General features: G+C 59.3%; 10 protein-coding genes. 5 read left to right on the forward strand and 5 right to left on the reverse strand.

Translation table 11 applies throughout. The features are described from left to right. Positions 1–43 precede the first annotated feature (43 nt). Positions 44–2311 (reverse strand): TonB-dependent siderophore receptor, encoded by a 2268-nt coding sequence (locus WFO64_RS09985; protein ID WP_337011226.1) that lies wholly within the window; start codon positions 2309–2311, stop codon positions 44–46. Between the two features lie 250 nt (positions 2312–2561). Between WFO64_RS09985 and fes the strand changes: the two genes are divergently transcribed. The 3 genes from fes (at position 2562) to WFO64_RS10000 (ending at position 8010) form a co-directional block, all read left to right on the forward strand. Beyond that, positions 2562–3773: an enterochelin esterase gene (gene fes / locus WFO64_RS09990; RefSeq protein ID WP_337011228.1), complete on the forward strand. Its 1212-nt coding sequence runs from the start codon at positions 2562–2564 to the stop codon at positions 3771–3773. 96 nt (positions 3774–3869) lie between these two features. Beyond that, positions 3870–4088: an MbtH family protein gene (locus tag WFO64_RS09995; protein ID WP_337011229.1), complete on the forward strand. Its 219-nt coding sequence runs from the start codon at positions 3870–3872 to the stop codon at positions 4086–4088. Then, positions 4081–8010 (forward strand): enterobactin synthase subunit F, encoded by a 3930-nt coding sequence (locus WFO64_RS10000; RefSeq protein ID WP_337011231.1) that lies wholly within the window; start codon positions 4081–4083, stop codon positions 8008–8010. Before WFO64_RS09995 ends, WFO64_RS10000 begins: the two co-directional genes overlap by 8 nt. A gap of 43 nt (positions 8011–8053) precedes the next feature. Here the strand turns inward: WFO64_RS10000 and WFO64_RS10005 are convergent, their stop codons facing one another. Genes WFO64_RS10005 through fepD form a run of 3 tightly spaced genes read right to left on the reverse strand, consistent with a single transcriptional unit; the run spans position 8054 to position 10808 of the window. Then, entirely contained in the window at positions 8054–8845 is a 792-nt protein-coding gene (locus WFO64_RS10005) for an ATP-binding cassette domain-containing protein (RefSeq protein ID WP_337011233.1), read from the reverse strand. Continuing rightward, on the reverse strand, positions 8842–9822 hold the full coding sequence (fepG, locus tag WFO64_RS10010) for an iron-enterobactin ABC transporter permease (protein WP_337011235.1): 981 nt from the start codon (positions 9820–9822) through the stop codon (positions 8842–8844). Before fepG ends, WFO64_RS10005 begins: the two co-directional genes overlap by 4 nt. Next, entirely contained in the window at positions 9819–10808 is a 990-nt protein-coding gene (gene fepD, locus WFO64_RS10015; RefSeq protein ID WP_337011237.1) for a Fe(3+)-siderophore ABC transporter permease, read from the reverse strand. The genes fepG and fepD overlap by 4 nt, the downstream gene beginning before the upstream one ends. A gap of 145 nt (positions 10809–10953) precedes the next feature. On the opposite strand from fepD, the gene entS reads away from it, so the two are divergent. Continuing rightward, positions 10954–12198: an enterobactin transporter EntS gene (entS, locus tag WFO64_RS10020; protein ID WP_337011239.1), complete on the forward strand. Its 1245-nt coding sequence runs from the start codon at positions 10954–10956 to the stop codon at positions 12196–12198. Here the strand turns inward: entS and fepB are convergent. Beyond that, complete coding sequence (fepB, locus tag WFO64_RS10025) at positions 12193–13161, reverse strand: Fe2+-enterobactin ABC transporter substrate-binding protein (protein WP_337011241.1); 969 nt, start codon at positions 13159–13161, stop codon at positions 12193–12195. The two genes, entS and fepB, sit on opposite strands and share 6 nt — an antisense overlap. Positions 13162–13336: 175 nt before the next feature. Here fepB and WFO64_RS10030 point away from each other — a divergent pair, with 175 nt between their 5' ends. Continuing rightward, on the forward strand, positions 13337–14515 hold the full coding sequence (locus WFO64_RS10030; protein WP_337011243.1) for an isochorismate synthase: 1179 nt from the start codon (positions 13337–13339) through the stop codon (positions 14513–14515). The last annotated feature ends 1 nt before the right edge of the window (position 14516 follow it).

Genomic DNA, 14516 nt, shown 5'->3' on the forward strand with positions numbered 1-14516 from the left:
CGCAGCAGTCAGGTCAACCGCTGCGCTTTTTATTGCCCCTTCATCAGAAGCGGGTGTTCACGCTCATATAATAGGTGCGGCCCGACTCGTTAAAGGTATTGGCCCCTGCGCCATAGAGCCACGCTCCGGTGGTGGCATTGCCGGTGGTCTGCGCGTTGCCCTGACGGAAATGACGCTTGTCAAACAGGTTGTCGATACCTACGGTGACACTGGCATATTTATTAACGTCATAGGTGCCGCTCATGCCCACAACCGAATAGGGGCTCACCTGATCGGTGGCGCTACCGGTGACGGCGTTACCTTTATAATCATATTTCTTTGGAACCTGTTTACCGTACCAGGTCAGGGTGGTCTGCAGGGAGAGATCCTGCATCACCTGCCAGTTCAGCGTCGAATTGAGCGTATATTCCGGAATAATCGACAGACGATCGCCAGTCTCTTTATTCTTACTCTGCAGCATGTAAGTGAAATTATTGTTCCACGTTACGCTGTCGGAGAATGGGACATTGACCGTGCCTTCCAGCCCCTCGACGACCGCTTTTGGCACATTTTCCCATTTGTAGATGTCGGTTTTGCCGTTAGAAGCGGTGCCGGTTGGCGATGTACCTGCATCAATTTTGTTACGGTAGTCGTTGCGAAACCAGGTCAGGCCCGCCTGATAGCCGTCGCGCTTCCATTCGACCCCAATCTCTTTATTGATGCTGTTTTCCGCCTTCAGGTCGTCATTACCCATCAGATAACAGGCACCGGCACTGGCGGCACAACCCTGACCGTTGCTGTAAAGCAGATAGTTCGGGTTGGTCTGATAGAGGCTCGGCGCTTTGTAGGCACGCGCAATCCCCATTTTCAAAGTGAACTCATCGCCCAATCCCTGTGACAGATTGAGCGACGGGCTCCAGTTATCGCCGACAATCGAATGGTGATCGAAACGCAGGCCCGGCGTCAGCATGGTGCTGTCGGTCAGTTCAATATTGTCTTCGGCAAATAGCGAGAAGATCTCTGCCTGCGAATAGGGTGTGCGGCCGGTCGTAGCAATACCCGGAATCGAACCGTAGCTGGCAGCCTGAGTGGTCGAAGAAGGATCCTTCATACGCTGCTGATTCCATTCCGTCCCGAAGGTGGCGGTCTGATTCACCAACCATTCAAACGGCACGCTGATCTCACTGTGCAACAACACATCATCAAGCTGGATGGTATTAAAGTTGCTGTTGGCGAAGATGCCTTCGGTGCCGCCCGCCAGTCCCTCATTCAGACGTGAATTGCGGGTGTTCTCATATTGCGCGTAAGTATTGGTGCTGATGCCATTATCCCAGGCACCGGTCCACTTAACTGAAAAGTTCTGGCGATAAAGCCGGTTAGTCTCATCACCATATTTGCTTTTCACCAGGGCGTTGGTATTGGTGTTCTGCGTGTCCCCGGCATAAAGGTTGCCCTGACGACTGTAACCGGCCCCGACTTCCAGCGCCTGCATCGGCGCAAATGCCCAACGCAGCAGGCCATGAATATCTTTGTTGATCGAGCCTTCCCGACCCGCCGGGTACGATCCGGCATAACTGCCGGTGCGGTCTGCGGCGTGCCCTTCATTAATGTCGTAAGCATCAGCCTGGGTTTTTGCCAGACCGCCATAGAGCCGGAAACTGACATCATCGCCCAGTGGCCCTTCAAGGCTGAAGTTGGTGCGTCGGGTCGCACCCTCCTCCTTGTGCTGCGGCACGTTGTAATAGGCGCTCCATGAGCCGTGCCACTGATTATCCATCTCTTTTTTGGTGATGATGTTCACCACGCCGCCCGCTGCACCGTTACCGTAACGGGCCGCTGCCGGACCACGGATCACTTCAATGCGATCAATGATCTCTGGCGGCACCCAATTAGTATCGCCGCGCGTGTCGCGCTCGCCACGCCAGCCAAGCCGCACGGCGTTGCGGCTGGTCACCGGCAGACCATCGATCAGGATCAGAGTATTTTCTGGCCCCATACCGCGGATATCAATCTGACGATTGTTTCCGCGCTGGCCGCTGGTGGAGTTACCGGTCAGATTGACGCCAGGCATGGTGCGAATAATTTCGGCGACATCGCGTGCGGGTGGATGTTTTTTAATTTCGTCGGCGGTGATAGTCGACACACCAGGTGCCTGCAACGTCTGCTCGGCGGCGGTCACCATCATGGTGTCGTCGTGGAGGGTGTCTGAGTTGCTGCTGTTGATAGCCGGGTCGCGGGTGGCTTCGGCAGCCACTGCACCGGCAGAAATGAGAGAGGCGGTGAAACCCAGTTCAATCATAAAGGCGAACGAAAGCCGGGATAACTTTTTCATTTTTCTATTCCTGGATTGCCAGCGAGGATGCCACTGCCGGCGTGCCGATAAAAAGGTCATGACCTTGCCTGCAACATTTTTCCCTTCTCGCCGGGCCTGTTTCAGAACCGCTTTGCGCCAGTCTGAAAGCAGGTGCGGCAGAGAAGGTATGAGCGCTCCCTGTCGAGCGGAAACACCCTATTGCAAATGCAAATAATTATCAATACTATTATCTATAACATGCATGACCCTAATCAAGGGTGAGCGAAAGATGGCGCGTATGACGTGGTTAAATGAAGAAACCGGCAGTGAACGCTGGTGGCAACAGCAGCAGCAACGGGGCATTCCTCTGGTTGAAGCTGGCGAAAAGGGAACCTGTCAGGTCACCTTTTTCTGGCGCGATCCCCAGGGTAACACGCAGCACTCCAATACCCGGCGCGTCTGGATCAATATTACCGGCGTAACCGATCATCATCATTCAGCGGTTCCCTCCTCATTAACACCTGTTCCCGATACTGATGTCTGGTGGTGGCAAACCACTCTGCCCGCTGGCTGGCGCGGCAGCTACTGCCTGATTCCTGATAGTCAGGAAGAGACTTTTACCGGGCAGGCCGATATGCAGGCAGTGCGTCAGTGGTGGAGTCAGAAATTCCCGCAGGCGCAAAGCGACCCGCTGAATCCTCTGCGTAGCTGGGCGGGCGGGCGTGGAATGAGGGTCTCGCCACTGCACCTGCCACACGCACCTGATCAGCAGGCATGGCGTGCGGTTGATGAGGGCCATGCCGCCGATAGTCCTCTGCAACACTATTTGTGGCGCAGCGAACGGCTGGGAAACCAGCGTCAGGTCTGGATCTGTGTCACTGGCGAGGCCAGTGCAGGCGATCGTCCGCTGGCACTGCTGCTGGATGGTCAGTTCTGGGCGCACAGCATGCCGGTTGCCGGCCCGCTCCAGCAACTCACGGAGGCTGGCGAACTGCCCCCTGCGGTCTATGTCATGCCCGACATCATCGACCGTGAACACCGCACGCGTGAGCTGACCTGTAACCCTCACTTCTGGCTGGCAATTCAGCACGAGCTGTTGCCGCAGGTTCAGCGCTGGGCGCCGTTTCGTGCCGACCGCACGCTGGTAGTGGGACAGAGTTTTGGTGGTCTTTCTGCCGCTTACGCCACCCTGACCTGGCCGGAAACCTTTGCTGGTGCGATAAGCCTTTCCGGGTCGTTCTGGTGGCCCGCGCGCGGCGACCCCAATGGCTGGCTGCCACAACAGTTACAGCAGGGTTTGTTGCAGGCCCCACCGCGCCGCTTCTATCTGGAAGCGGGACGGCGTGAACGGCTGATTCTGGCAGCAAACCAGCAGTTTCAGCGCGATCTGACTGTGGCAGGACATCAGGTCAGCTACCACCCGATTGAAGGCGGTCACGATGCGCTGTGCTGGCGCGGCGGATTGCTGGCAGGCCTTAAAACCATGTGGCAACAGCCATAACCCACTGATATCCCCCCGCCTGCGTGCCATTAAAAGATATCGGATGTGCAGGATAGCGGCGTCAGCGCGCCCGGCGCCTGCGGACAGGAGACCGACATGCAACAACTTAATCCTTTCGACGATCCGCAGCAGGATTGTCAGGTGCTGAAAAACGATCAGCAGCAATACAGCTTATGGCCCGCTTTTGGTGCCATTCCGCCAGGATGGCAACCGGTGTTTGGCCCTGAGCTGCAGGCCCGTTGCCTGAGCTGGTTAAATGAAAACTGGCACGATATCCGTCCGGTTATGACGCAGGACAGAGACGACAATGTCTGAGATCACCCTTAACCCGCTGACAGAACAAAAAATGCTGCCGCTGGTCGCTGCCCAGCCTGGAATCTGGATCGCTGACCAGCTATCGCCCCATTCCAATGCTTACGCCGTGGCACATTTCGTCGAACTGCGTGGTGCGCTGAACAGTGCGCTGCTGTCCCGGGCTATCGTTGCTGGCATGCAGGAAGCGGACACGCTGAATATGGCCTTTGGGGAGCAGGAGGGCGAACCGCTACAGTGGCCTGCACCCCAGATTTTCCGCGATCCTGAGGTGATCGATCTGCGCGACGCCGCCGATCCGCAGGCCGCAGCACGTGCGCTGATGCAGCAGGATATGTCCGGCGATCTGCGGGTGCTAAGCGGTGCGCCACTTTACCATCACAGCCTGCTTCGGCTGGGCGAGCATCACTGGTACTGGTATCAGCGCTACCATCATCTGGTGGTCGATGGTTTCAGCTTCACCGCCCTGACCCGCCGTATCGCCAATCTCTACAGTGCCTGGCAGCGCGGCGACACGCCGGAGCCGGCCCCGTTTGTGCCGTTCAGCGACGTCGTTGATGAATATCAGCGCTACCAGCAATCTTCGGGCTGGCAGCGCGATCGCCAGTTCTGGCTGGAGAAAGGCGCACAGTTACCTGCGCCCGCCTCGTTGTCCGCTCTGCCACTGGCCGGTCAGAGCGCCAGTAGCGACCTGCTGCGCCACACGTTTGCCGTGGATCGCGACACTTTTCAGGCGTTGCTGGCGCACACACGGCAGCACAACCTCAGCACAGCGGATACCGCCTTTGCGCTGGTGGCGTTATGGCTGGCGCGCCTAACTGGTCAACATGCCTTCGCCGCCGGTTTCATCTTTATGCGCCGCATCGGCTCGGCGGCGCTCTGCGCAACCGGGCCGGTGATTAACGTGCTGCCAATAGCGGTCCGTTACGATCCGGCACAGCCGCTGGATGCGCTGGCCGCGCGACTGGCGGATGAAGTCAAAAAAATGCGTCGTCATCAGCGTTACGATGCCGAGCAGGTACAGCGCGACCTGGGTCGCTCCGGCGACAGCGATCCGCTCTACGGGCCGGTGATTAACCTGAAAATGTTCGATTACCAGCTCGATTTCGCCGGCATTGAAGGCGTAACTCATCAACTGGCATCCGGCCCGGTACGCGATCTGGAGATTGCTATCTACCTCAGCGAACAGGGCGACCTGACGCTGGAGTTGCTGGCCAATGCACAGCGCTACAGCAACACAACACTGAAGCAGCATGCCAGCCGCTTTGGCTTGCTGCTTCAGCAGCTTGCCGCCCGGCCAGCATGTGCCTGTGGTGAGCTTGATATGCTGATGGCGCAAGAGCATCAGCAGCTCGCCGCGATCAACCAGACCGCCGTGACGCTTCCCACAGAAACCCTGAGCAGCCTGCTGCTCCGACAGGCGCAGCGTACGCCGCAGGGCCCGGCGCTGGCGGATGAGGGTCATCAGCTTAATTATCAACAGATGCAACAGCAGGTCGCCGCGCTAGGACAACAGCTGATAGCGCAGGGTGTGACACAGGGTGATATCGTCGCCGTGGCGCTGCCGCGGTCGGTCTTTCTATCGCTGTCGCTGCAGGCGATTGTCAGCATTGGCGCAACCTGGTTGCCGCTTGATACTGGCTACCCGGATGATCGGCTGCAGATGATGCTGGAAGATGCCGCGCCGAAAATTCTGATCACCTGCCGTGAAGTGGCCGGGCGGCTGGCGGCACTCTCTCGGGTCACACCGCTGTTTTATGATGCGCTGTTAGCCCCCGTTGATAATGTGCTGACGCAGGCCCCGCGTCCACATGATGGCGCATACATCATCTATACCTCCGGCTCGACCGGTCGGCCAAAAGGGGTGCTGGTCAGTCACGAGGCGATCGTCAACCGTCTGTTGTGGATGCAGGATCACTATCCGCTCGGCAGTGATGATGTGGTGTTGCAGAAAACCCCGAGCAGCTTTGATGTTTCGGTGTGGGAATTCTTCTGGCCGCTAATCGTCGGCGCACAACTGGTGATGGCACCGCCCGATACCCATCGCGACCCGGACGCGCTGCAGCAGCTATTTGCCCGATACGGGGTGACGACCACCCATTTTGTTCCGTCAATGCTGGCAGCTTTTGTCGCCTCGTTGCAGGAGGATGACGCGGTGGAACATTGTGCCACCCTACGCCAGGTCTTCTGTAGCGGCGAAGCGCTGCCCACTGAGCTGTCACGACAGTGGCAGACGCTGACCCAGGTGCCATTGCATAACCTTTATGGCCCGACCGAAGCAGCGGTTGATGTCAGCTACTACCCGGCCTTTGGCCCGGAACTGGCGGCCATTGAAGGTGCCAGCGTGCCGATTGGCTTCCCGGTCTGGAACACCGGCTTACGGATTCTGGATGCGCGTCTGCAGCCGGTACCGCCTGGCGTGGCGGGTGACCTCTATCTGACCGGCGTGCAGCTGGCGCATGGCTATCTTGATCGTCCCGACCTCACTGCCAGCCGGTTTGTAGCCGATCCGTGGGGCCACGGCTCCCGGATGTACCGCACCGGTGATGTGGCGCGCTGGCTGCCAGATGGTGCGGTGGAGTATCTGGGCCGCAGCGACGATCAACTTAAAATTCGCGGACAGCGTATCGAGCTGAACGAGATCGACCACGCCATGGCTGCGCTATCCGGCATTGAGCAGGCCGTCACACATGCGGTAGTGCTGGGGAGCAGCAGCGATCGGCAGGGCGATGCCCGCCAGCTGGTCGGCTATGTGGTGGCTGATGGCCCGATCGATACCGACGCAATGCGTCAGACTCTGACCACACAGTTACCGGCGCATATGGTGCCGGTGGCGATTGTTCAGCTGGCGGCGTTACCGCTCAGCAGCAACGGCAAGCTGGATCGTAAAGCGCTGCCACTGCCACACTCCCAGACGGCGGTTACCGGTCGCGCGCCGCATCCCGGTCTGGAGACCACCCTGGCACAGGCTTTCGCCACGCTGCTGGAACGTGAGTCAGTCAGTGCACAGGATGATTTTTTCTCGCTGGGTGGCCATTCACTACTGGCGATGCGGCTGGCAGCACAGCTGCGCCGGACGTTGAATCAGCCGCTGTCAGTGGGTCAGATTATGGTGGCCTCCACGGTGGAAAAGTTGGCAGTACTGCTCAGCAGCGAACCCGCGGAGACAGCCCGCGCCGGATTTGAAGCGGTATTGCCGCTGCGGCGCACCACTGGCCCGACGCTGTTCTGCTTCCATCCCGCCTCCGGTTTTGCCTGGCAGTTCAGCGTCTTGCAACGCTATCTGGATGCCCGCTGGTCACTATTGGGTATTCAGTCACCCGACATCAACAGCCCGCTGAACCAGGCGCAGCACCTTGATGCGGTGTGTGAGGCGCATCTGGCGACGGTGCGCCAGCAGCAGCCACAGGGACCCTACTATTTCCTGGGCTATTCGCTGGGTGGCACGCTGGCACAGGGTATCGCCGCACGGCTGGAGGCCGAGGGTGAAACGGTCGCTTTCCTCGGGCTGCTGGATACCTGGCCGCCAGAGACGCAGAATTGGGATGAACGGCGCGGCGAAAACGTGCTGGATCCGGCTGTGCTGGCAGAGGTTAATCGTGAGCGAGAGCAGTTTATCGCCGCGCAGCGTCAGCAGGCGGGGGAAGGGATGGAGGCGCTGTTTACCACCATTGAAGCCAATTACGCCAGTTCAGTGCGGCTGCTGGCAACAGCGCGCAGTGCCCGTTTCCGTGGGCACGCAACCCTGTTCCTGGCGGAACAGACTCAGCAGCCCGGTCAGGACGCGCGCCGCGCCTGGGCGCCGTATGTCGGCGAGCTGACCATCTGGCCGCTGGACTGTGCGCACGTCGAGATCATCTCACCGCGCATGTTCGAACAGATTGGGCCACGACTGCAGCAGTGCCTGGCCTCGCTGAATCCCTGAGCCGTTCTGACTTTGCGCTTTCTCCACCCGAAGAAAGCGCAGGTCAGCCTCTTCCCAGCGGCACAATCATTGGCGTCCCGGCCACCGGATCGTTAATGATGATGCAGCGCAGATTGTAAATCGCTCCAATCAGTTCCGGAGTCACAATCTCTGCCGGTTTGCCTTCGGCAATGATTTTCCCGTCGCGCATCGCAATCAGGTGGCTGGCGTAGCGGCATGCCTGATTAAGATCGTGCAGCACCACCACCAGCGTGCGGCCATGCTGTTGATTGAGATCCTGCATTAATTCCAGCAACTCGATCTGATGGGCGATATCCAGCCAGGTGGTCGGCTCATCCAGTAGCAATAGCGGCGTCTGCTGAGCCAGCACCATCGCAATCCACACCCGCTGCCGCTGGCCGCCAGAGAGCGTATCAACCTGTTGCTGCGCTAAATCAGCCACGCCGGTGGCCTGCATTGCCTGCTGAACAGCCGCCTCATCCTCCTGTCGCCAGCGCCCAAACAACGACTGGTGCGGATAACGCCCACGCGCCACCAGCTCACTGACGCTGATGCCCGCTGGCGCATTCGAACTTTGCGGTAGCAGCCCCAGTCGGCGCGCCACCTCTTTGGTCGCGTAATGAGCAATCGTATTGCCATCCAGCAGCACCTCACCTTTCAGGGGCGAGACCAGACGGCATAAGGTGCGCAGCAGCGTCGATTTTCCGCAGGCGTTGGGGCCAATAATAACGGTCAATTCACCGTCGGGGATCGCGACGGTGAGATTCTCCGCCACGATTTTTTTGTCATACCCCAGCGTCAGCGCGTCGCCCTGCAAACGTGTTTTCACTGTCATTGGCGTCCAGCCTCCCGCACCAATAGAGCAATCAGATAGAGCCCACCCAGGCTAACCGTGATAACGCCAACCGGCAGCTGATAAGGCAGGAAAAAGTGCTGCGCAGCGTAATCCGCGGCGGTTAACAGCAGCGCGCCGCACAAGGCAGCCAGAGGCAGCGCACCATGGATGCCACCACTGAGCCGCCGGGCAATCTGTGGTGCCAGCAGTGCAATAAAAGAGATGGGACCGACCAGCGCGGTAGAGGCGGCGGTGAGAATCACGCCCGTCAGCATCAGCATGACGCGGCTGCGTTCAACCGGTACGCCCAGCGCGCAGGCGGTGTCGTCACCCATCTCCAGCAGATGCATGCGCCGGGCCAGCATGCCTGTTGCCAGCAGCGCCAACAGCAGCACGGTAATCACCGGCGTGGTTTTCGCCCAGGTAATGCCGTTAAGTGATCCTGCGCTCCAGAGTCCGGCGCTCAGTGCCGCCTCCAGTGATGCGCTGATAATCAGCCAGCTGTTCAGCGCCATCAGCAGTGCCCGCACGCTGATGCCCACAATAATCAGACGAAAAGTCTCCACGCCGTTGCGCCAGCTGAATAGCCAGACCACGCCCGCCGTGAGCAGCCCGCCAGCCAGTGCCGCCAGCGTCATCCCTTCCATGTTCTGCTGGAACAGTACCAGCGCCACCAGCACACCGCTATAAGCGCCGGTATTGAAACCCAGAATATCGGGACTGCCCAGTGGATTGCGCAGGAGCGACTGAAAAATCGCCCCGCTTACGCCCAGCGCCGCACCAATCAGCAGCGCCACCATGACGCGCGGCAGACGCCACTCCAGCACAATCAGCTGAATATTGCGCGCCGCCTCACCGTTGAGAAGTGCCCATAACTGGCTGGCAGAAATTGGCAAAGTACCGCGCGTAATACCCATAAAAGCCAACACCCCGCAGGCCGCCAGCAGCAGCAGCGCATTGATTATCACCCGTTTCATATCTGCCCTCTTCCCAGCTTGCGACGCACCAGCACAATCAGCATCGGCGCACCGAGAATGGCTGTGACAATCGACACGCGCAGTTCACCCGGCACCAGCAGTCGTCCCAGAATATCGGCGGCCAGCAGCAGACAGGGGGTAATAAGGAGGGTTCCCGGCAGCATCCAGCGATGATCGTTACCCAGCAGCCAGCGTGCCAGATGCGGCGTCATTAAGCCGACAAAGGCGATGGGCCCAACAGCGGCTGTCGCCGCCCCACTCAGTAGCGCAATAGCCAGCAATCCCACCAGTTGAGTGCGCACCACACGGGTGCCAAGCGCGGTTGCCATATCCCCGCCCATACTCAGGCTGTTGAGCGAACGCGCCAGCAGTAGCGCCAGAAGGCTACCGACCACTACCGCCGGAAAGGTAGTGCGCAGAAGGGCAAAATCGCGGATATCCAGCGAGCCACTGTGCCAGAAACGCAGATGATCGTAGATGTCAGGATTGAGCAGCGATAAACCAGAGGTTAACCCCTCCAGCACCGCGCCCAGCGCCACGCCTGCCAGCGTCAGACGTACCGGATTAACGCGGCCACCGCCCAGCGCACCGGTCAGCGCCACCAGCAGGGAGGCCAGCAGTGCGCCCGTAAAGGCAAAGCCTAGCCAGTCAGCGGGGGAATCGGCGCCAGACAGGGCGATGCCCAGCACCACCGCAAAACCCGCACCGGCATTAATGCCCAGAATGCCGGGATCGGCCAGCGGATTGCGCGTCAGGCTCTGCATCAGCGCGCCCGCCAGACCTAAACTGATCCCGGCCAGCAGACCCGCCAGGGTGCGCGGCAGTCGGGCATCGCGCACGATGACACAATCGACGCGGTTACAGTCGCTGAATAAGGCCTGCGTGACATCATGAAAGGGGATAGATTTGGCACCCAGCATCAGGCTGAGCACGAGAAGCAACAACAGCAGCATCCCTGAACCTGCTATTGCACGGAGTTGACGCATAACGTTTAAACCTTCACCGATTCAATGAGATCGCAGCACGAGTCATTATGATAATGATACTTGTTATCGTTCTTAGCCGTTTTTTGTATGTTACCATGACTCCCGGACTCAATGATGAGGAAAATGGGTGCAAAAAAGCGACGTTATGAACAAACCCTCCCACTTTATCGATCTCAGCCTGCTGAGAACCCACCCCGCCTTTCGCGCCATTTTTATCGCCCGCTTTATCTCCATCGTCGCCCTCGGCATGCTGGCGGTGGCGGTACCGGTTCAGATTCAGCAACTGACGCAGTCGCCGCTGCTGGTGGGTCTGGCGGTGACGCTGGCCGGTGCCGGCATGTTTATCGGCCTGCTGACCGGCGGCGTGCTGGCGGATCGCTATGAGCGCCGCCGTCTGATCCTGTTTGCCCGATCCACTTGTGGCCTGGGCTTTGTCGCCTTATGCATCAATGCCCTGCTCCCTTCGCCATCGGTGATCGCCGTCTTTGTGCTGGGACTGTGGGATGGTTTTTTCGGCGCGATAGGCGTCACCGCGCTGCTGGCGGCGACTCCGGCGCTGGTCGGGCGTGAAAATCTGATGAAAGCAGGTGCGATTACCATGCTGACGGTGCGATTTGGTGCGATTCTCTCCCCCGCCATTGCCGGACTGGTCATCGCGCAGGGCAGTGTGGCATGGAACTACGGGCTGGCGGCGTTTGGCACGCTGCTGACGGTCTTAACCCTGCTGCGGTTACCGCGGCTTGCGCCACCGCCGCAGCCGCGTGAACATCCGCTGAAAGCACTGGCCAGCGGCGTGCAATTCCTGTTTGCCAGCCCGATCGTTGGCATGGCGGCGCTGGTCGGTGCGCTGGTGACGTTAGCCAGTGCGGTGCGCGTGCTCTATCCGGCGCTGGCGCCACACTGGCAGGTGGGACTGAGGGAGTTAGGGCTGATGTATGCCGCCGTTCCGCTGGGTGCTGCCACAGGTGCCCTCACCAGCGGACGGCTGGCACAATCGCCGCAGCCGGGCCGCCTGATTCTGGCCAGTGCCATCGCTGCCTTTATCGCGCTGGCTCTGTTCAGCCTGATGCCGTGGTTCAGCGCGAGTCTGGTCTGCCTGGCGGCCTTTGGCTATTTCAGTGCCATCAACAGCCTGGTGCAGTACGCGATGATCCAGACGCTGACGCCTGATGCGCTGCTTGGCAGGATCAACAGCCTCTGGACCGCGCAGAATGTCACCGGCGATGCGATAGGTGCAGCGATGATTGGCGCGATGGGTTCACTGCTGTTGCCGCAGCAGGCGGCCAGCCTGTTTGGTCTGGCAGCCACCGTGCTGGGCATCAGCATGTGGCTGCTGATGGCGCGTCTGCGTCGCTATCAACCGCCTGCACCGGCGGAAAGAGGATCATGATTTAACGAACAGCGTCTCCAGCCGCGTCAGCAAATTGCTGGCGCTGTAGTAGTCGAGCCGGAAGCTATCCAGCCCCAGCGCATAAACCGCTTTTGCGCGCACAGCTGGGGTCTGCGCAAGGAAAGGGTTGCTCATCACCTGTGCGGCGGTGGGCTCTTCAGCGGCAAACAGCAGATATGATTGACCATTAAGGCCTGCCGCCAGATTTTCTCCTGACAGTTGCAGGATATCTTTACGCTGTCCCATGCTGTGACCAGACTGAAGAGTGGCCGGCGGCGTCGCCAGAGTGAAGCCCAGTTGCTGCAGTAATTTCCCCTGCGCCGACGCATCCGTCCACAGATTGACTGCCCGGCCATCCCCGTTCCACACCATCGCTGAAACCGGCTGCGGCGGCAGGGTCAGCTTCGCTTTCAGAGCCTTTTCTCGTGCCTCAAACTCAGCTTTCCGGGCGGCAGCTTCCGCTTCATGCCCGGTCGCCTCACCCAGCAACGTCACCAGTTGCTGCCAGCTTTTATCGTCGTAATTCACCACCAGCACCGGCGCAATCGCCGCGAGCTGATCGACCAGTTTGATCGCCGAATCATTCCCGGTGGCGCTGACCACAATCAGGTCTGGCGCTTCAGCAGCAATCGCTTCTGCACTGGGCTCACCAATGTAGAGACGTTTTACGCCGCGCTGTTTGGCCACTTCGCCCCACTGACGGAAGAATCCCTGCTTATCAGCCAGCCGACTGCCGGGTGCGGTTGCGCCACTGGCGACGACCGGCGCATCAATCGCCAGCAGCGAGCCGGTCAGGGTAACGCTGGTCGAAACAATGCGCATGGGTGCCTGGGTCAGCGTGATATTGCCTGTTGCCCCGGCGACAGTTCGCGGCCAGCCGGTCTGGGCAGCAGCGGTAACGCTGAACAGGCAAATACTCAGGAAAAACAGCGCTATCGCCGATGTGACACCATGTTTAGTCATAACTTTTCGTCCACTTCACTGGGGTGAGTTTAGAGGCTCTTTGTGCTGATTTAACCGGAAAATGCAGCCGAATCGCCGCGTATTTATTGACACTTTCAGCTAATCAACGTAGGTTACTGGCCATCAATACAAATGATAATCATTATTAGTTATCTTATCGTTTACAGGTGGGATTATGGTGGAATCGCTGGCGTTTGAACATCCCTTGCTGCAGGATTTCCCGGCACTCTGCCGCGGTTTCCTGTTTACCTCTCCCTGGCAAAGCCTGACTACCCAGGGCTGTTTTACCACCCTCTCCACCCCGGTGAAACAAGGCGAGCAGCTGACAGGGGATTTTCAGCAACAACTACAGCACCATTTTGCCTCTGCCAGAAAACAGGGTATTGCTCATCCCATTCTGGTGGGCGCGATCCCCTTCGATGTGGAGCAGCCTGCAGCGCTGTTTATCCCTGAATCCTGGCAGACCTTTAATCGTGACGATCTGAAAGCCCGTGCCTCATCAGTTGAGGCTGATTTGCCACAGGTTCGTCGTCGCACGGCGGTGCCGGATCATGACACCTTCATTGACATGGTTGCTCAGGCTGTTGCTGCCACGCAGCGCGGCGATCTGGATAAAGTCGTGCTGTCTCGTCTGATGGATATCATGGCTGAACAGCCGATTGATACTGCCGCCCTGATGCAGCGCATCGTGGCGCAGAACCCTGGCAGTTATCACTTTCATCTGCCACTGCCCGATGGCGGCGCGCTGGTTGGCGCCAGCCCTGAACTGATGGTCCGTAAGCAGGGTCGCCAGTTCAGCTCCTGTCCGCTCGCCGGTTCAGCGCCGCGCAATAGCGATCCGCAGCGTGACCAGACCTCAGGCGACAGCCTGATGCGCTCGGCGAAAGATCGCCATGAACATAAGCTGGTGACGGACGCAATGCGTACCACGCTGCAGCCGCGCAGCCGCCTGCTGTCGGTCCCCGAGACACCTTCACTGCTGACCACTGCGACACTCTGGCATCTCGCCACGCAGATTCGGGGGGAGGTGCTGGACGATCGTGAAAACGCGCTGTCGCTGGCCTGTCTGCTGCATCCGACACCGGCCCTCAGCGGCTTCCCGCATCAGCGTGCTCAGGCGCTGATTCAGCGACTTGAGCCGTTTGAGCGTCAGCTGTTTGGCGGCATCATTGGCTGGTGTGACGATCAGGGCAATGGCGAATGGGTCGTTACCATTCGCTGCGGTACAGTGAATGGCCCGCGGGTGCGGCTGTTTGCGGGCGCAGGCATTGTGGCGGACTCACAACCTGAATCAGAATGGCGTGAAACCGGCGTCAAACTTGACACCATGCTGCGCGCTTTTGGACTGCAATAAA

The organism is Pantoea sp. AS142 (assembly GCF_037152305.1).
Taxonomy (GTDB): Bacteria; Pseudomonadota; Gammaproteobacteria; order Enterobacterales; family Enterobacteriaceae; genus Pantoea.